Raw genomic sequence first — 18507 nt, 5'->3', positions numbered from 1 at the left:
ACATTTGCTCCTTAATTCTGATAACTGCCACTCGAAATCACTTTATTTTGTTCATCAGGTGAAACCGGAGTTTCACTTTCACGAATATAGTTTTCGATTGAGTCAGTTTCAGGAACAACTCCACTTGCGGGTTCACTGGCAGCTTGACCTGTAGTTTCCGTTTGATAACTGGATAGGGCACATGCTGTCGCCTGACGTGGTACGGTATGACGTAACAATGGGATATAGGCAGCACCGGCACAGTTTGCTGCAGACAGGTCACCACTGGCACGATCAATCCATTGCCACTGCACGGTATCTGGCTGGCGCAGATTAACAGGGGTCTGACGTAATTGCTGCATTACTTGTGTCCAGACCGGTAAAGCACCTGAAGAACCTGTCAATCCAGTGGTTTTGTTATCATCCAAACCTAGCCAAACCACAGTCAAATGGTTACCCGAGTAGCCGGCAAACCAGGAATCACGTGTATCGTTGGTGGTACCGGATTTACCCGCCAGTTTTAAGCTACTTGGCAAGCTGGCATAGGCTGCACGACCGGTTCCCGAATACATCACTTGTTGCAAACCATAATTCAGCAAATAGGCTGCAGCAGGATCAATCGTCTGTTGTGCCGTCATGGCGTAACGTTGCAGTAAGCGGCCGTCAGCATCGACAACAGAACGGATGGCTTTGACCGGATTCTTTTGTCCACCCGTCGCAAAGTTGCCGTACAAGCCCATGACTTCGATTGGAGATAAGTCAACTGCTCCAAGGAAAATAGACGGATAGGATGGAATATTGGATTGCACACCAAATTTGCGCAAATTGCTGCTAAAGGTTGCCATGCCAAACTCCTGGCCGAGGCGAACCGCAGACAGGTTGTAAGAATTGGCCAGTGCTTCTTGCAGGCTCACAAAGCCATGTGGGCCACCACTATAGTTTTTTGGTGTCCAGGCTTTGCCATCACTTTCAATACTGATTTCACTATCCTGAACTGAACTGGCCCAGGTATAGCGGCCTGATTCCAGTGCGCTTAAATAAATAACGGGTTTTAATAGTGAGCCAACCTGACGTTTGGCGTCCAGCGTCCGGTTAAAGCCTGTGAAGTCCTGCGTTGAGCCGACTGCGGCAATCAGTTCGCCATTTTGTGGATTTGAAACCAGCACAGCCCCTTGTAAATCTTTCAGGCGTTTTGGATTGCCGCTTGCCAAGCGTGCTACCGAGGTTTTAAAGGCTGTTTCCACGCGGGTTTGAGCAACTGGATCGAGGGTGCTAAAAATGCGTACCCCTTTGTTGGTTAAATCCATTTCCTGATATTCGCTACGTAACTGGCGACGTACAATATCCATAAAGTCCGGGAATTTGGATGGACCTAAGCTTGGTTTATCGATGACATTGAGTGGACGGGCTGTTTCTTGCTCGTAACGGGCTTGATCCAGATAACCCATCACCAGCATGTTATGTAACACCACATCACGACGCTTTTTGGCCCCTTCCGGGTTGCGCCATGGATTATACAACGTCGGACCCTGTACCAGACCCACCAGGAATGCTTGCTGGGAAATATTCAGCTCACGTAACGGTAAGCCAAAATAAAACTGGGAGGCCAGACCATAACCATTAATGGAATAGTTACCATTTTGTCCCAGATTCACTTCATTCAGATAGGCTTCAAGGATTTCATCTTTGCTGTAATGCAGCTCAATGAGAAGTGCCATCAAGGCTTCATTGATCTTGCGTTTATAGGTGCGTTCCGGAGAAAGATAGAAGTTTTTTACCAACTGCTGTGTCAGGGTTGAACCACCTTGGCGCTTTCCTCCAGTCACGTTACTGACGAGGGCACGGGCAGTTCCTCGGATTGACACTCCATGATGTTTATAGAAGTTACGGTCTTCTGTTGCGATCAGCGCTTCGATGAGTGGACGAGGTACTTTATTCAGCTTGATCAAGACACGATCTTCATTGTGCTGCGGATAAATACCGCCAATCAACATTGGCTCTAGGCGTGCGATCCCGGTGTTGGAGGGTTTGGTTGCACGAACTTCGCTGATCTGATCACCAGCAAAGTTGATTTCGAGTACTTGCTCAGGTTCCTGGCTATCTCCAAAATCGAAACCACGGGTATGCACATACAAGGTACTGCCTTGCACAACGTAGCTACCTGATTTAGTGAAATTACTGGTATTTTTGTAACCGAGTAGTTGTAATTCTTGCGTCAGGTCATCCTGCGAGACAGGGGCCTGATTATAAATTTCTAAAGGACGAGCAAAAACTTTCGCTGGGATATCCCAGCGTTGCCCTTCAAATTTGTCACGAATAATATTATCAAGACGAATCAAATATATACTGAGCGCAAGAACTGCACCGATCACCAGCACTGAAAAGACCAGTGCAAAAACACCAATACCACGTTGAGACTTCATAGAAATAGCAGGAAACCATCCGAATCGCATAATCATGCGAAGCTTTTACTGATTTTGCAATGATTAAACCGTCATCAAAACGAAAAATAGCAGCAGAAATCCCTATCAATTGACGATTCAATGTTTTTTTTATCAAGAAAGTTAATGCTATGATAGCGACGATTCATTAAGGTACTCATGAAGGGTAGGGATGTGTTGTGGCATACCCCGTGTCATTACCTTCATATGGGTGAGATGTTTACCCGTGCTATGGATCCCCCTGAAACGCAGATAAAACAAGGCTGACAATGAGTCATTTGCACATTTCACATAAGTCTTTTCGCAATATCGGATTGTTAGGGCGACCTGATAAATCATCTGTTGTGGAAACCCTGTGTCTGATTCATGATCATCTATTGTCTTTAGGGCTCCATCCGGTATTTGATGAAGAAACAGCTCAACTGGTTCCTTACCAGAATACTCAGACCGTTAGCCGTAATTTGCTCGGTGAAGTGGTCGATCTGGTGATTGTCGTGGGCGGTGATGGTTCTCTCCTGCATGCCGCGCGTGCCTTGGTAAAACATAATACCCCTGTGATTGGGGTGAACCGTGGACGTTTAGGGTTCCTGACCGACATCAAACCCGCCGAAGCCATTTTTAAACTTGATCAGGTGTTGCAAGGGCAGTTTCAGCTCGATCGCCGTTTCCTGCTGGAAATGGAAATTCGCTCGAATGGACAAACCATTTATGATGCGATTGCCTTGAATGATGTGGTGCTGCATTCTGGTAAATCTGTGCACATGATTGATTTTGAACTTAATATTGATGGTCAGTATGTCTATCGTCAGCATAGTGACGGCCTGATCGTTGCGACACCGACCGGCTCAACAGCTTATGGCTTATCGGGTGGCGGGCCGATTGTGCATCCGAGTATGGATGCGATTGTGCTGGTGCCGATGCATCCGCATACCCTGTCTTCGCGTCCAATCGTGGTCGGCGGCCACAGTGAAGTGAAAATCGTGATACGTGAAAATCGTGTCATGCCAATGGTCAGTGCCGATGGGCAATATAGTGTTTCATTGAATGTCGGAGATAGTTTGCATATCCGCAAGCACCCGTTTAAATTAAATTTGCTGCATCCACCAGGTTATGATTTTTATATGGCATGCCGTACCAAACTTGGTTGGAATCAAGATTTTGACTCATTTAATCAGCAGGATTAACCATGAATATTGAACAAATGCTTGCCATATTAAATCCGGAAATTGTTGAGCGTCTGAAAACTGCGGTAGAAATTGGCAAATGGCCGAATGGTGTGGCATTGACCAAGGAGCAGCGTCAAACCTGTATGCAAGCGGTGATCGCCTGGGAAATGAAAAACCTGCCAGAAACTGAACGTACCGGTTATATCGACCGTGGCACGAAAGAAGAAGACGAACATTGCGATTCGCATGATCCAAAAGATGACGAAGAGTTCAAGCCAATCCGCTTTGTCTAATTCCTTCAACCTAAGATAGAAAAAAGGGCACTGTTATGTGCCCTTTTTTATTGCAAGTTTTATCCGAGCTTTGCGGTTTGATGACGTGTTTGCCAAAATTCTTTCGCTTGCTGCATGGCGGTTTCAAAACAATCACACACCCCCATGGTATATAAAGCAATACTCATGGTTTCAGTGATGGCAATTTCACCATAGGCATGCTGTTGTTTTCCTTCCCAGACCGCTTTAAAAGTGGCGAGATCTAATTCTTCCTCAACCGGACTGCGCTCGGCGGTCAGTTTTGGCAATTCATGTTCGTAAAGTTCGCCGTTTTTAATCCCGCAGATCAGGGTCTTGGCATCCGGATTGCGTTCAAACTCTCCACCTTCCCCTTTAATGACAGCACTGTTTAGATAGCCGAGTTTCAAGGCTGCCTGCTGGTGTGAACTACGATAGGCCGGATGAAAAATCGCTTGTAAGGTCGCATTCGCATTAAACGGATTAATCAGACGTGCCAAGGTGTGAATCGGGGAGCGCAGTCCCATGACATTGCGCAAGCCAATTAGCTCACTCAGCACTGGTGAAATGGCAGCCAAAGGCAAATAGGCAAAATGTCTTTTTGTCAGTTCCCGCTCCACGTCGAGATCTGTCTGGCAGATCGGATAACCCAGATATTCGAGCACCTGCTCAGTGTAGAGCCGGTTTATGGTATGTCCGGCAGCGCCATGCATGACAACGTTATAACCTTGTTGTGCCAAAGTGAGGGCAGCGAGTAAAAACCAGGGATAATGTTTGCGCTTGCCCGCATAAGAGGACCAGTCCAGGTCAACCTGCAGCGCTTTAAACTTAAGCTGATCACGGGTGGCCTGGACAAAACCAGCAAGCTCATCGACAGACTCCTCCTTGACCCGCAATAACATCAGGAAAGCGCCGAGCTGAACATCAAGGACTTCACCTTTGAGAATCATGCTAAATGCATCATAGGCTTCCTGATAGGTGAGGGAGCGAGCACCGGTTTTTCCTTTGCCTAAAATCCGCACGTACTGAGCGAAAGGATGTTCGAAGTCTTGATACAGGTTTTTTTTGGTGTTCATAACGTCATCAGTCTTTTACAGCCAGTATTCATGTCCGCACTATGACATAAAAATGAAAAATACGCTGCCTAGACGATTTATGCGACTAATGTCTAATGGGGTGTGTTTTAACAATTGGTCAAAATTACGTTGTAAGTTTTTTGTTGTGCTGTGTTAAGAATTTTTAAACAGCCAAGGTTATATACCATCTCCTGTTCAACCACATTGGCATCTTTCTCTTGCTAATGAATATTACTGGCGTGATGCCACTTAATCTTTGAAAACGTGATTGTTTTCTGTCTATGGGGGTTTTTTGTTCCACAAAAAACTCCTTTGCCTTTTGTAGCTTTGCAAAAGGGGTGAAGGGCTGTGTATTCGTAAGAATAGATCATCAATCGTATATTTCTACATGTAGGAATATCTTAAGAAGTAATTGCTATGGCGAAAAAACCGATTTATAAATCACTGTACTTCCAGGTGATTGTGGCCATTATTGCAGGTATTCTGGTGGGGCATTATTCCCCAAGCGGAACCCAGCTGATCAATGGCGTTGAACAACATATTCCGGGTTTGGGTGAACAGCTCAAACCACTGGGTGATGCATTTATCCGTTTGATTAAAATGATCATTGCTCCAGTGATCTTCTGTACCGTGGTCAGCGGTATCGCCGGCATGGAAAGCATGAAATCGGTCGGGAAAACCGGTGGCGTGGCCTTACTTTATTTTGAAATTGTCTCGACGTTGGCTCTGATTATTGGCCTAGTGGTCATTAACATCGTGAAGCCTGGCGTAGGCATGAATGTTGATCCTGCAACATTGGATACCGCCGGTATTCAGAAATATGTCAGCAGTGGTGAATCGCAATCTACCGTTGATTTCCTGATGAATATCATTCCGAACACGGTGGTCGGTGCATTTGCGGAAGGTGAAATCCTGCAGGTTCTACTATTTGCGATCCTGTTTGGTTTTGCACTGCACAAATTGGGCGATGCCGGTAAACCGGTTCTAAAATTCATTGATCAGATTTCGCATGTGTTCTTTAACATCGTGAATATGATCATGAAGCTTGCACCGATTGGCGCATTCGGTGCGATGGCCTTTACCATTGGTAAATATGGTATCGGCAGTCTGGCACAGTTGGCACAGCTGATTATCTGCTTCTATATTACCTGTTTATTATTTATTTTCTTGGTCCTCGGTACCATCAGCCGTTTTGCAGGTTTCAGTATCTTGAAAATGATCCGGATGATTCGTGAAGAATTGCTGATTGTACTTGGAACGTCTTCTTCAGAATCCGTCTTACCTCGTATGTTGAAGAAGCTTGAGATTGCGGGTTGTGAGAAATCCGTGGTGGGTTTGGTCATTCCAACAGGCTATTCATTCAATCTGGATGGTACTTCAATCTACTTGACCATGGCGGCAATCTTTATTGCCCAAGCGACCAATACCCAGCTGGATATCTCGCATCAGATTACCTTGTTGCTGGTGTTGTTGATTTCCTCTAAAGGTGCAGCAGGTGTGACCGGTTCAGGCTTTATCGTCATGGCTGCAACGCTTGCGGCAGTGGGGAATATTCCAGTCGCGGGTCTGGCATTGATTTTAGGGATTGACCGTTTCATGTCTGAAGCGCGTGCATTGACCAACTTGGTCGGTAACTCTCTGGCGACGATTGTTGTGGCGAAATGGGTCGGTCAGTTAGATCAGCAAAAATTGCAAGATGCTTTAAATAACCCGGCTGAAGTGGATCGTAAAATGCTTGAGCAGTCGCAAGCACCTCATGCATAACAGTGGGATGTTCTAAAAAGGAAGCTTCGGCTTCCTTTTTTATTTGAAAATTTACATGATTGGGAATTACGCTGTGTATAAAAACAACTGCCTGTTTTTAAATCTGAATCCATCAAAGTTGTATTGCGCAACATTTGAAAGCTAACTATTGTTATACTGTTGAGCATAAACGATTCTGCAGGGGCTGCATTACAATGATCCAAGATGATCAGAACTCTTCGACTTCTCTAGATTTAGCACAAATTCGCAATGATATTGATGCTGTTGACCAGCAAATTCAGGATTTATTAAATCGTCGAGCGCGTTTGGCCGAAGCGGTAGCAAAAGCCAAATTTGCATCCGAAGAGAATCCGTTGTTTTACCGCCCTGAACGTGAAGCGCAAGTGCTGCGTAAAGTGATGGAACGTAATACCGGTCCCTTGTCTGATCTGACCATGGCACGTTTATTTCGTGAAATCATGTCGGCCTGTCTGGCACTCGAAGCCCCACAAAGTATTGCATTTTTAGGTCCTGAAGGAACCTTTACCCAGGCTGCTGCTTTAAAGCATTTTGGTCAGGATGCCTTGGTACGTCCTTTGCCAACCATCGATGAAGTGTTCCGTGAAGTGGAAGCGGGCAGCGCACACTATGGTGTTGTACCGGTCGAAAATTCATCTGAAGGTGTGGTCAATCACACGCTGGATTGTTTCAAAAGCTCAAGCCTGAATGTGATCGGTGAAGTGGAACTGCGCATTCACCATCAATTTTTAGTGTCAGAAAACACCCGTAAAGACAGCATTAAACAAATCTACGCGCATCAGCAAACTTTGGCACAGTGCCGTCAATGGCTCGATGCCCATTATCCGGGTGTGGAGCGTGTGGCGCTTAGTTCCAATGCTGAAGCCGCACGCCGTATCCGTAATGAATGGCACTCCGCCGCAATCGCATCTGATATTGCTGCGAAAATGTATGATCTGGAAATTCTGCATAGCAATATTGAAGACAATCCGGAAAATACCACGCGTTTCCTTGTCATTGGCCGTGAAAAAGTACCCTCAAGTGGCAACGACAAGACCTCCCTGTTGATTTCTGCGCATGATCGTGCAGGGGCCTTGCTGGACATATTGGCACCGTTTGCCAAACATGGCATTAGCCTAACCAGTATTGAAACCCGTCCAGCCTTGCCAGAAAAATGGGCCTATGTGTTCTTTATTGATTTAGAAGGTCATATCGAACAGGAAAACGTCGCGGCTGCGATTGAAGAAATCCGCCCATTGGTGAAAGAGCTGCGTGTACTGGGTTCTTATCCGGCGGCAGTACTCTAAATTTCTTTTCGGTGGCCGGCATACCGGTCCCTTTTTGCTGTTAGCTAAAATAATTGGAAGTGTGAAATGACATTTGTCCCTGCGAATGAAGGCATTGAAAAATTAAAACCTTATCAACCGGGTAAGCCAATCAGTGAGCTTGAGCGTGAGTTAGGGATTAGCAATATTGTCAAACTGGCTTCAAATGAAAACCCATTGGGCTGTTCAGACAAAGTGAAAGAAGCAGTTGCTGCAGAACTGGCAGAAATTGGCCGTTATCCGGATGGTGGTGGTTTTATCCTGAAAGATCAGATTCAACAACAATTTGGCTTTGCACACGACCGTATTACCCTGGGTAATGGTTCAAATGATCTGCTGGAAATGTTTGCCCGTGCTTTCGTTTCAGAAAAAGATTCCGTGGTGTATAGCCAGCACGCATTTGCCGTGTATGCCTTGGTGACTCAGGCGATTCATGCTGAAGCGATTGAAGTTCCAGCGAAAGGCTTTGCGCACGACCTCGATGCGATGGCGGCTGCAATCAAGGACAACACTAAACTCGTTTTTATTGCCAACCCGAACAACCCAACCGGCACCTGGTTTGAAGAAGCTGAATTTGAAGCCTTCATGCAGAAAGTTCCAGCCCATGTGATTGTGGTTCTTGATGAAGCTTATGTGGAATATTTCCCAGAAAACTTCAACAGCCTGAAATATCTTGAGCAATATCCTAACCTGATCGTCAGCCGTACTTTGTCCAAGTGCTATGGCTTGGCTGCATTACGTGTCGGTTTTGCTTTGGCATCTGTTGAAGTGACTGATTATCTGAACCGTATCCGTCAACCATTTAACGTCAACCATTTAGCCATGGTGGCTGCGGTCGCTGCATTGAAAGATGAAGCCTTCATCGAGAAATCACGTGAAGTGAACAAAGCCGGCATGAAGCAGCTCGAAGAAGGCTTTAAGGCCTTGGGTCTGAATTATGTACCGTCACGCGCCAATTTTATCTTGGTCGATGTGCAGGCTGATCCCGGACAAACCTTTAATGCGTTATTAAAAGAAGGTGTGATCGTGCGTCCAGTCGGAATTAGCAATCATTTGCGTGTTTCGATCGGTACAGAAGCAGAAAATGCCAAGTTCCTGACCGCACTGGCAAAAGTGTTAGGCTTAGAGGCAAAAGCTTAAACCATGGCACACCCACTGTTTGAAAAAGTTGCATTTATCGGGCTGGGGCTGATTGGCTCCAGCTTGGCTCGTGTGATTGCTGCTGAACAACTGGCAGATTGCGTGGTTGCTTCTGCACGTTCGCAAAAAACCTTGGATGATGCCAAAGCCTTAGGCTTGATTCAGCAAGGCTTTAGTAATCCTGCCGAAGCGGTACAAGGCGCTGACCTGGTGGTACTGGCTTTGCCAGTACGCGCGACGCAAAAAGTGCTGGAAGCGATCAAGCCATATTTGTCTGAACATACCATTTTAACGGATGTTGGCAGTACTAAAGGCAATGTGGTAGAAGCGGCCAAAGCCGTATTTGGCGAGCAGCTTCCAGCTGGTTTTGTGCCGGGGCATCCGATAGCGGGCAGTGAACACACCGGCGTACATGCGGGTAAAGTGGATCTGTTTGCCAATCACAAGGTGATCCTGACCCCTTTGCCGACGAGTGCCGACTGGGCGCTGCAAAAACTGATTCATCTGTGGGCTGCGGCCAAAGCAGAAGTGATTTGTATGGATGTCGAAAAGCACGATGAAGTGCTGGCCCATACCAGTCATCTTCCACACCTGATGGCCTTTAACCTAGTGGAGCAATTGGCCAACCGCCAGGATAATCTCGATATTTTCCGTTATGCTGCAGGCGGCTTCCGTGATTTTTCGCGCATTGCCGCGAGCGATCCGCAAATGTGGCATGACATTTTCTTTGCCAATAAGAAAGCGATTTTAAATGCCGTAGATGGTTTTGAGCAGCAGCTCGCCATCTTGCGTAAAATGATTGAAGACGAAGATTCGCAGGCGATTATGGGCTTACTAGGACATGCCCAAGCTGCGCGTCAGCACTTTAACCATATGCTAGCCCAGAAACCCTTGATGGAGAACAATAAGGTGACACAACAATTTACCATTTTGCCGGGAAAGAAGACATTTAAAGGTAAATTTACCGTGCCAGGTGACAAGTCTGTGTCACATCGCTCCATCATGTTTGGTGCGATTGCGGAAGGCACCACGCATGTGACTGGTTTCCTTGAAGGTGAAGATGCCTTGGCGACTTTGCAGGCATTCCGTGATATGGGCGTGAGCATTGAAGGGCCAAAAAATGGTGAAGTCACCATTCATGGCGTGGGAATGCATGGCTTGAAACAACCGGCGGGCGTGTTGTACATGGGCAACTCAGGCACCAGTATGCGTCTGCTGTCCGGTATGCTGTCGGCACAAGCCTTTGATACCGTGATGACCGGTGATGCATCACTCTCTAAACGTCCAATGGAGCGAATTGCCAAACCATTACGTTTGATGGGTGCCAAGATCCAGACCACGGGTGAGAAAGGCACACCACCAGTGAGCATTACCGGGAACCAGCAGCTCAAAGGCATCGATTATGATTTGCCAATGGCCTCTGCACAGGTGAAATCCGGTATTTTACTGGCGGGTCTTTGGGCAGAGGGTGAAACTTCGGTCACTGAACCAGAACCAACCCGTGACCATACTGAACGCATGTTGCGTGCCTTTGGTTATGAAGTAAAAACTGAAGGTAACCGTATTAGCCTGCAAGGTGGCGGTAAATTGGTCGGCACAGACATTCAGGTGCCATCGGATATTTCTTCAGCTGCATTCTTTATGGTGGGTGCAGCGATTACCGAAGGTTCGGATGTGACTCTGGAAGCTGTGGGCATCAACCCAACGCGTACCGGTGTGATTGATATCCTGAAACAGATGGGTGCAGACATTAGCGTGGAAAATGAACGCATTGCGGGTGGCGAGCCGATTGCGGATATCCGTATCCGTGGTAGCCGTACCCTGAAAGGCATTCACATGCCTGAAGATCAGGTGCCTCTCGCAATTGATGAATTCCCTGCCTTATTTATTGCTGCGGCGTGTGCGGAAGGCCAGACGGTATTGACCGGGGCGGCTGAACTGCGTGTGAAAGAGTCTGACCGTATCCAGGTGATGGCTGATGGTTTGCAAGCGATGGGCATTGACTGTACCCCAACGGCTGACGGCATCATCATTGAAGGGAAAGGCAAAGACGGTGACTGGTCCGCGATTTTCCAAGGTGCGCAGATTGAATCACACCATGACCACCGTATCGCCATGAGCTTCAGTATGGCGGGCTTACGTACTGCAGGTGAAATTACCATTGTGGGTACAGAAACCGTCGCGACCAGCTTTCCTACCTTTACCGAGCTAGCAAATCAAGCTGGATTAACCATTCAGGTCAGTAACTAATCGGTTATTGATTCAAAAACCGAACGCAAGATTATCCGAGAAACAGCCAGGCAAATGCTTGGCTGTTTGCATTTTATTGCTTATGCTAATCCCCGATAACGATAATACCCTTGGGGATACGAGATGAAAAAATTACAATTTACCGCCCATCCAGATGCAACGTCTTCTGCTTATCCCTCCCAAACCCAAGCACAGGTTGCTTCCGTATTGTCTGAGCAGCTAAGCCACTATGGCTTTGCGACCAATACTGTAGGGGAAACACCGAATCAGTTGCAGGTCAGTGTCGAGAATCGGACTTTGCCATTATCCGTGAGCTGTCAAAAGCGTGATGAGGACGGGCATCTGGTCTGTGAAATTTCGGCCCATCCACAACAGGAACAGGACTGGTTTGATAAGATTGCAACGGAAAGCGTGGTGAAACAGTTAGCCCAAGCGGTGGAAAACAGCCTGAAAAGTGACGATCGTTTTAGCGGGTTTGAGTGGAAGTAAAAGGCATTGATCTGAAAAATCCTAAAAAAGCAGCTTTTGCTGCTTTTTTGATATCTTACTGAATGAAATGTTTAGACATTATATTTTAGCGCGTAGGACTCAGCAGAAAGCGCTTGATTTCATGACGGAGCTGTTTGAGATAACCGGTAAAGAAATGATTGGCTCCCGGTAAAATCGTGATGGGATGTTTTTGTGGAGATGCCCAAGCAATTAAATCCGAAAGCAGAGTAATGTCATCCTGTTCGCCGTGCAAAAACAGCAGATCACCCTGAATGTCTGGAGTCTGATAATGGCGTAAACCAATGACACTCCCTGTCGGTAGACCACACAGAATCAGTTGTTGTGGCTGTTGGGTTATGTCTAGACTGGCTTGACACTTGGCCAGCACATGCGCACCAAAGCTGAAACCACCGGCATAAAAAGGCAAATCTGGATACAGGTTTCTTAAGTGCGCAATCACGGCCAAAATATCTTGTGTTTCCCCAAAGCCATCATCATGTACGCCAGCGCTTTGACCTGAACCACGGAAACTTGGACGATAGACCACATAGCCTTGTTCCACAAAAATCTGCGCCAGCAGGGCAGGCACTTTATGCTGTGGGTTGCCGCCTTGTAGCGGATGAGGGTGGCAAACGACCGCGAAGCCTTTGATTTTATCCTGCGGCGCATCAACAAAAATTTCAATTTGACCGACAGGACCAGGGATAAAAATTTGTTCAGACATACAGGCACAGGAGAAAATGGAAGAAGGAATATTTTACTGCCTTGACGCAACAAAAACATAAAGTGGCGTTAAAATGAGCCGACTGTTATCGTTTGATTCATTATTATTTGACCAGGTTATCCATGCTCGCTCTTCTTTCTCCTGCTAAGACACTCGATTACGATTCTGCCTTACCCACAGATCTTCATACCTTCCCGCGCTTACTGCAACATTCAGAGGAGTTGATTCAGGATTGCCAGAAATTGTCTGCGACCGAGATTGCTAGCCTGATGAGTGTGAGTGAGAAGATTGCGCAATTGAATGTTGCGCGTTTTCAGGATTGGCAGCCGGATTTTAACCTGGCAAATGCCCGTCAGGCTCTGTTTGCCTTTAAAGGGGATGTTTATACCGGTCTGAATGCCTATCAGCTGAATGACCAACAAATTGATCTTGCACAGCAACAACTGCGTATGCTCTCTGGTCTGTATGGGTTGTTGCGACCTCTAGATTTGATGATGCCCTACCGTCTGGAAATGGGAACCAAATTACGCAATACACGTGGATCTAACCTGTATGAATTCTGGGGAGAAATCATCACCCAGCAAATCAATGCGGATCTGCTGGATGCTGAATCTGATTTATTGGTCAATCTGGCTTCTGATGAATACTACAAGGCGGTAAAAGAAAAGCAGGTTCAGGCACAGATCATCAAACCCGTGTTTTTAGACCAGAAAAATGGCAAATACAAAGTGATCAGTTTCTATGCCAAAAAAGCCCGTGGTCTGATGGTGCATTTTATGCTTGAACATCAACCTCAAGGTGCAGAAGATCTCAAAGCCTTTAACAGCGAAGGCTATTATTTTGATGCGGATAATTCTACTGCACAAGAATTGGTGTTTAAGCGCGATGAACAGACTGCCTGAGGATATAGAGCTAATCCATCCGTCGAAATTCGTAGAACATTTCGGCAGGCCTAAATCAATTCTGGCGTTGGCTAGCGTTTTTTATAGTTTTAAGTAGCTGTTTTGGCGTGTAAATTAAAGCGATTAGGCTGATTTTATTGATCGTCGTGTGGTAAAAAAAGCCCCATGATTGGGGCTTTTTCAGTTAACCGACCCAACCGCTAGGCGTATCTTGGATCAGTGGCTGATTAGTTGGTGGCTGAGGTGTAACAGCACCTTGACAGCCCACTAAAGCATAGGAGATGAGAAATACTATAAAAAAATTACGCATAATAATGTCCGCTAAAAGAAACAAGATTGAGTACATCTATCGTATTCGCTGATTCAATGACTAGACGTATAATGCGGAATTACGCTGGTGCATGTGTTATATGCACACCAAATGGCGACTAGATCTTTGAGTTAACCGCAGAAAGACACATCAAATTCACTGCTGCCGAAAATTAAAAAAACTTGGCCAAATGCATTCATCATAATGCAGTCGAATGAAATGAGCTCAAAATCCTATCAAGGACTTCAATCCATTACACGCGAAAGCATCCATGTGTTTCTTGGTTACACTTAATTTCGTCGTCTTGACTTCGTTGAACGATCAAGGCGGATACAGTTCTGTATCAGCACCATTCAGTTTTTGATTGTTGCTTGGAGGTCTGATTGGGATAAATGCCAAAAACAAAATCTAAAGGGCGATTTTGTTGACGCAAGCTTGATCTGAACGAGCAGTATTTCCTGGATAGGGAGAGAATCCAATCTAGCAGTTCAATCAGTGTATTTTTAGCAAAGGAAATGCCAAATTCAACTAGAATACCGTTGGGTAGATGAACAAATGGAGTATACCATGGGAAAGTAAAGTTTTGTTACCAAGGTCTATCGTATTTCTTCATCAATCCCGCCGTTTTCAGCAACTCATTGAAAGTGTGGCTATAAAAATTTCTGTTCTATTTGGTTTGAATTGGACATTATTAAAGATTTTTAAAAGCCTCAATCGCACGCACGCGGCTGGATTTTAAATCTACTATCGGACGTGGATAATTCAGTCGTAATATCGGATTTTTGCCATACGGCTCATGAATCTGTTCTGCGCTTAAATGTGCCAGTTCAGGCACCCATTGGCGAATATAATCACCGTTCGCATCAAATTTTTCGGACTGGCTGATTGGATTAAACACCCGAAAATACGGTGCTGCATCCGTACCTGTGGAGGCACACCATTGCCAGCCACCGTTATTGGCGGCAAGCTCTCCATCAATTAAGTGCCGCATAAACCACTGTTCCCCGAGGCGCCAGTCAATCAACAGATTCTTGGTCAGGAACATCGCCACAATCATACGCACCCGATTATGCACCCAGCCCGTCGCCAGCAATTGTCGCATGCCTGCATCCACGATTGGGATGCCGGTTTGACCTTGTTGCCAGCGCTGTAGACCTTCCGGGTCATCACGCCATTGCACTTGTTCTGTAGCGGTTTTGAAGGCACGGTGTTTGGACACCTGCGGGAAATCAAACAGAATATGCTGGTAAAATTCACGCCAGAGCAACTCATTCAGCCAGGTCTGCTGCCCGGGATTGTCCAGAATAAATTGTCCTTGCTGCTCTCTAAACAGTGCCCGGATACATTGACGCACGGATAAGATACCAATGGTTAAATAGCCAGACAGCTGGCTGGTTCCCCTGATACCTGGAAAGTCACGTTGTTCTTTATACTGTTTGACCCGCTGTTCAACAAAATCATCGAGCACAGACAGCGCATGTTGTTCACCCACGGGCCATAAAGCTTGTTGTTTCGCCGTGACCGTATAGCCGAAACAGGCCTCTAGCTCAGGAATTTGCTGATTGAAAGCACTGAGATCCGGCCAGTTCTGTTGCTGTAGGTGTGGAGCCGGGAAACAACCTGGTAGGCTATGCTGCAGACGCTCGTAGCAGGCATTCTTAAAGGCTGTAAAGACCTGATAAGGCTGCTGCGTCTTGTTACGAATACTGGCGACTGGGAACAGGGTACGATCTTGTAGCAGCGTGAAACGTTGACCATTCTGCTGGAGATAAGCCGCGACCTGCTGGTCACGTTGCTGTTCATTGACCGGCAGTTCCATATTGGCAAACACTTGTGAAATCTCAAGCTGTTGCATCAACTGATGAATAAAAGCTGGAATGTCCCCATAGAGATTGACGGTTTCAATCAACAGGGGAATGTTGAGTGCATTCAGCTGCTGTTTCAGTTGTACGAGCTGGCGTAGATAAAAGTCGAGCTTGATCGGGGCATCATCATGTAAACGGCTTTGTTCAGGAGACAAAATCACCAGTGCGATACAAGGGCCAGCCTGTTGAGCGTGCCAGAGAGCAGCATGATCCTGAATGCGTAAATCCTGACGAAACCAGATGAGTTGATAAGCCGACATGTGATCCAAACTCTGCAAAATTAGCTATAGCGATATTTTATGCTGCAGACCTGAGAAAAATCTGTGAAGATCAGCCGTGCAGGCATAAAAAAAGCAAAGCCGAAGCTTTGCTTTTATCGATCAAGTTGATCTTAGTGGTGGTGACCACCTGCACCATGTACGTGACCGTGATCAAGTTCTTCTTGAGAAGCTTCACGGATTTCAACGATTTCAACTTCAAACGTCAAATCTTGACCCGCTAATGGGAAGTTGGCATCAACGATCACGTTGTCGCCTTCAACCGCTTTAACAGTAACGATTTGTACGCCATCATCAGTTTGCGCTTGGAATTGCATGCCAGGCTGTACATTTTCTACGCCTTGGAACATTTGTACTGGAACTTCTTGTACAAGTGCTGGGTTGTATTCGCCATAACCTTCTGCTGCAGGCACGTTTACAGTGAATTTCTCACCCACTGTTTTACCCAAAAGCGCTTTTTCTAGGCCAGGGATGATGTTGCCTGCACCGTGCAAATAGGCAAGTGGTTCACCTTGAGACTGGTCAAGAGTTTCACCCTCAGCATTTGTTAAAGTGTAGTGGAATGAAACCACGTGGTTATCTGCAATAGCGGTCATGTTATTGATCCATTCAATTTTTTCAGGGTTACATCATAAAGTGAAAAGCGGCGTTTGTAGACTACCTTCGCGCAAATTTCTACTTTTTGATGTCAATTCACTCATTAATTAGGGTTGATTGGATAATTTCAAGATTATTTTTTTTAGAAGGGGCAATTTTTTTCACATAAAAACTTGGATTCAATGAGGTTGCATTTCAGCATCACCGTAGATCATCAGTAAAGAGGATTGATCAATAGTTTTTTTGTCCTTCATGTGCTGATCTGGATCTTGCACAGTCACTTGACCTAGTCGCTTTACAAATGCTCGCTGTTCAAGAGAAGATGAAATCGTACTTTGTTCTAAGAATTTAAAACAGCCATAGATTTGTCTTGTAGTGAATGTGGCAGGTTTTTGGTCTATAGATAGGGTATAGGGTATGCGTCAGGCATAAAAAAGATGGCAGATTCAGCCATCTTTTTTCTCTTAGCACGAATGTTTAGGGTCTAAACATTAATCCAGAGGGTAGGTTTTTACCATATAGCTGGATTGATCACCAAAAGGGAGCAAGTTAACCAACCACATCCAGAAACGCTGGAAAATATTGGCTTCTTCAATCTGTACTTTGGCTTGAATCTGGATGGTCTGGATTAGGTGATTATTTTGGTAAACATGCACACTGGCCAGTTGCATGATCTGCGCCAATGGGGCGGTGAGTTGTTTTTCATGTACTTCAATGTTCAGACGGGTTTTTGTAGTCTGTAGCGGCTCAATGGTCAGATTATTCAGCACCAAACGCTGACGCTGATTGTCAAAAGCCTGCAGGTCAATCGGGTAGGGATGGTCATATAAAGAAGTGGTGACCGTTTTCGGCTGTTCAGTTTCCAGTTTGAACATTTTTAAGGTGGACTTGACCACTGGCAGTTCTGCGAGTAGTTGATGGCGCTTAATCACCACTTCATCACGGGTGTAGTTATAGGCCAAGTTCATCAGTTTGTGCGCAACTTCAGCCCGTTTGATCGCACTCTTGGTTCCCATGACCACTACAATCAGACGACGGTTTTGTAGGTCTGGATTTAAGGTTGGACGATTGGCCGTGACGGCCAGGTTATAGCCAGCGGCTTTGGTAAAACCGGTTTTTAAACCATCGACTGTAGGATCCTGTTTTAACAACAAGTTAGTGGCACGGTGGAAACGCTGGTTATAGCTGAAACTTTGCTGCTTGGAATAAAACAGATAATCGGGTGTAGTGGTCACCAGTGCTTCACCGAGCAGTGCCAAGTCGTGTGCACTGGAAAAATGGTCGGGCATGGAAATCCCGGCCGGGTTGGCAAAATGGGTATTGTTCATGCCGAGGGCTTGGGCTTCCTGATTCATACGGGCAACGAATTTAGGTACGCTGCCTGAAATCCGTTCCGCCAGAGTCACCGCTGCATCATTGGCTGACATCACCACCAAACCAGCCAACAGTTGATCCACTGAAATCTTTTCACCCGGTTTCAGGTACATTTGCGATTCATCCCACTGCACCATGTTCACCACCGGTGTTGCAGTAAGTACTTCGTCTTTGCGCAGTTTACCTGCCTGAATTTCCTTGAGGGCAATATAGGCTACCATCATTTTAGTGAGAGAAGCAGGTGCACGCTGTACATGGCTATTATGCTCGGCAATCACTTGCCCGGAATGGGCATCGACAATGGTCCAGGCCTCAGCTTCAACCGATTCTGGAACAATATTGAGCAGGCTGGCATTGGCCAGTGTCGAGCAGAGAAAACTGAAGAATGCAAAGAGGTAAATGAAACTTTTCAACGGACAATACCTTGTTGTGCCATCCCGTGGCAATAAATGCAGAAAACACCGGCATGCTATGCCTTTTTTTTTCGCAAGGCTAGTCCATTTTGTAGACAAATAATACAGACCCGCATCAGGGATAAAA

General features: G+C 46.0%; 14 protein-coding genes. 8 read left to right on the top strand and 6 right to left on the bottom strand.

Annotated elements, in window-relative coordinates; genetic code table 11:
• Positions 1-11 precede the first annotated feature (11 nt).
• Entirely contained in the window at positions 12-2402 is a 2391-nt protein-coding gene (gene mrcB / locus PGW99_RS07570) for a penicillin-binding protein 1B (protein ID WP_273777031.1), read from the bottom strand.
• Positions 2403-2698: 296 nt separating this feature from the next.
• Here mrcB and PGW99_RS07565 point away from each other — a divergent pair, with 296 nt between their 5' ends.
• Complete coding sequence (locus tag PGW99_RS07565) at positions 2699-3604, top strand: NAD(+) kinase (protein WP_273779468.1); 906 nt, start codon at positions 2699-2701, stop codon at positions 3602-3604.
• Positions 3605-3606: 2 nt separating this feature from the next.
• Positions 3607-3879: a YeaC family protein gene (locus PGW99_RS07560; RefSeq protein WP_273777029.1), complete on the top strand. Its 273-nt coding sequence runs from the start codon at positions 3607-3609 to the stop codon at positions 3877-3879.
• A gap of 59 nt (positions 3880-3938) precedes the next feature.
• Here the strand turns inward: PGW99_RS07560 and PGW99_RS07555 are convergent, their stop codons facing one another.
• Positions 3939-4952, bottom strand: a complete 1014-nt coding sequence (locus PGW99_RS07555; RefSeq protein WP_273777026.1) for a glycosyl transferase family protein — start codon at positions 4950-4952, stop codon at positions 3939-3941.
• Between the two features lie 417 nt (positions 4953-5369).
• Between PGW99_RS07555 and PGW99_RS07550 the strand changes: the two genes are divergently transcribed.
• The 5 genes from PGW99_RS07550 to PGW99_RS07530 all read left to right on the top strand — a co-directional run bounded on the left by PGW99_RS07550 (position 5370) and on the right by PGW99_RS07530 (position 11917).
• On the top strand, positions 5370-6716 hold the full coding sequence (locus PGW99_RS07550; RefSeq protein WP_273777024.1) for a dicarboxylate/amino acid:cation symporter: 1347 nt from the start codon (positions 5370-5372) through the stop codon (positions 6714-6716).
• A gap of 194 nt (positions 6717-6910) precedes the next feature.
• Positions 6911-8020, top strand: a complete 1110-nt coding sequence (gene pheA, locus PGW99_RS07545) for a prephenate dehydratase (RefSeq protein ID WP_273777023.1) — start codon at positions 6911-6913, stop codon at positions 8018-8020.
• Between the two features lie 66 nt (positions 8021-8086).
• The gene (gene hisC, locus PGW99_RS07540) at positions 8087-9178 is read left to right on the top strand and encodes a histidinol-phosphate transaminase (RefSeq protein WP_273777021.1); all 1092 of its coding nucleotides are present in this window, start codon (positions 8087-8089) and stop codon (positions 9176-9178) included.
• A 3-nt stretch (positions 9179-9181) separates the two neighbouring features.
• The gene (locus PGW99_RS07535; RefSeq protein ID WP_273777020.1) at positions 9182-11428 is read left to right on the top strand and encodes a bifunctional prephenate dehydrogenase/3-phosphoshikimate 1-carboxyvinyltransferase; all 2247 of its coding nucleotides are present in this window, start codon (positions 9182-9184) and stop codon (positions 11426-11428) included.
• Between the two features lie 123 nt (positions 11429-11551).
• Complete coding sequence (locus PGW99_RS07530) at positions 11552-11917, top strand: hypothetical protein (RefSeq protein WP_273777019.1); 366 nt, start codon at positions 11552-11554, stop codon at positions 11915-11917.
• An 85-nt stretch (positions 11918-12002) separates the two neighbouring features.
• On the opposite strand, the gene PGW99_RS07525 is transcribed toward PGW99_RS07530, so the two are convergent.
• Positions 12003-12641 (bottom strand): alpha/beta hydrolase, encoded by a 639-nt coding sequence (locus tag PGW99_RS07525; RefSeq protein ID WP_273777017.1) that lies wholly within the window; start codon positions 12639-12641, stop codon positions 12003-12005.
• A gap of 122 nt (positions 12642-12763) precedes the next feature.
• On the opposite strand from PGW99_RS07525, the gene yaaA reads away from it, so the two are divergent.
• Positions 12764-13543, top strand: coding sequence for a peroxide stress protein YaaA (gene yaaA, locus PGW99_RS07520; protein ID WP_273777015.1), 780 nt, complete (start codon positions 12764-12766; stop codon positions 13541-13543).
• Between the two features lie 1001 nt (positions 13544-14544).
• Here yaaA and PGW99_RS07515 read toward each other — a convergent pair.
• The 3 genes from PGW99_RS07515 to PGW99_RS07505 all read right to left on the bottom strand — a co-directional run bounded on the left by PGW99_RS07515 (position 14545) and on the right by PGW99_RS07505 (position 18380).
• Positions 14545-15978, bottom strand: coding sequence for a cryptochrome/photolyase family protein (locus PGW99_RS07515; RefSeq protein ID WP_273777013.1), 1434 nt, complete (start codon positions 15976-15978; stop codon positions 14545-14547).
• A gap of 131 nt (positions 15979-16109) precedes the next feature.
• Complete coding sequence (locus PGW99_RS07510) at positions 16110-16592, bottom strand: FKBP-type peptidyl-prolyl cis-trans isomerase (protein ID WP_273777012.1); 483 nt, start codon at positions 16590-16592, stop codon at positions 16110-16112.
• A 492-nt stretch (positions 16593-17084) separates the two neighbouring features.
• A complete protein-coding gene (locus tag PGW99_RS07505) occupies positions 17085-18380 on the bottom strand; it encodes a D-alanyl-D-alanine carboxypeptidase PBP6B (protein WP_273777010.1) in 1296 nt (431 codons plus the stop codon).
• Positions 18381-18507: the final 127 nt, after the last annotated feature.

It is taken from the genome of Acinetobacter sp. GSS19, assembly GCF_028621895.1.
Taxonomy (GTDB): Bacteria; Pseudomonadota; Gammaproteobacteria; order Pseudomonadales; family Moraxellaceae; genus Acinetobacter.
The sequence above is the reverse complement of the archived record's forward strand: the minus strand, read 5'-3'. Positions and strand labels throughout refer to the sequence as shown.

Bases quoted from the DNA above. Each gene is read 5' to 3' on its own strand.
- PGW99_RS07550 (WP_273777024.1), top strand. From the start codon at position 5,370: ATGGCGAAAAAACCGATTTATAAATCACTGTACTTCCAGGTGATTGTG.
- yaaA (WP_273777015.1), top strand. From the start codon at position 12,764: ATGCTCGCTCTTCTTTCTCCTGCTAAGACACTCGATTACGATTCTGCC.
- PGW99_RS07510 (WP_273777012.1), bottom strand. From the start codon at position 16,592: ATGACCGCTATTGCAGATAACCACGTGGTTTCATTCCACTACACTTTA.
- hisC (WP_273777021.1), top strand. From the start codon at position 8,087: ATGACATTTGTCCCTGCGAATGAAGGCATTGAAAAATTAAAACCTTAT.
- pheA (WP_273777023.1), top strand. From the start codon at position 6,911: ATGATCCAAGATGATCAGAACTCTTCGACTTCTCTAGATTTAGCACAA.
- PGW99_RS07530 (WP_273777019.1), top strand. From the start codon at position 11,552: ATGAAAAAATTACAATTTACCGCCCATCCAGATGCAACGTCTTCTGCT.
- mrcB (WP_273777031.1), bottom strand. From the start codon at position 2,402: ATGAAGTCTCAACGTGGTATTGGTGTTTTTGCACTGGTCTTTTCAGTG.
- PGW99_RS07560 (WP_273777029.1), top strand. From the start codon at position 3,607: ATGAATATTGAACAAATGCTTGCCATATTAAATCCGGAAATTGTTGAG.
- PGW99_RS07515 (WP_273777013.1), bottom strand. From the start codon at position 15,978: ATGTCGGCTTATCAACTCATCTGGTTTCGTCAGGATTTACGCATTCAG.
- PGW99_RS07555 (WP_273777026.1), bottom strand. From the start codon at position 4,952: ATGAACACCAAAAAAAACCTGTATCAAGACTTCGAACATCCTTTCGCT.
- PGW99_RS07525 (WP_273777017.1), bottom strand. From the start codon at position 12,641: ATGTCTGAACAAATTTTTATCCCTGGTCCTGTCGGTCAAATTGAAATT.
- PGW99_RS07535 (WP_273777020.1), top strand. From the start codon at position 9,182: ATGGCACACCCACTGTTTGAAAAAGTTGCATTTATCGGGCTGGGGCTG.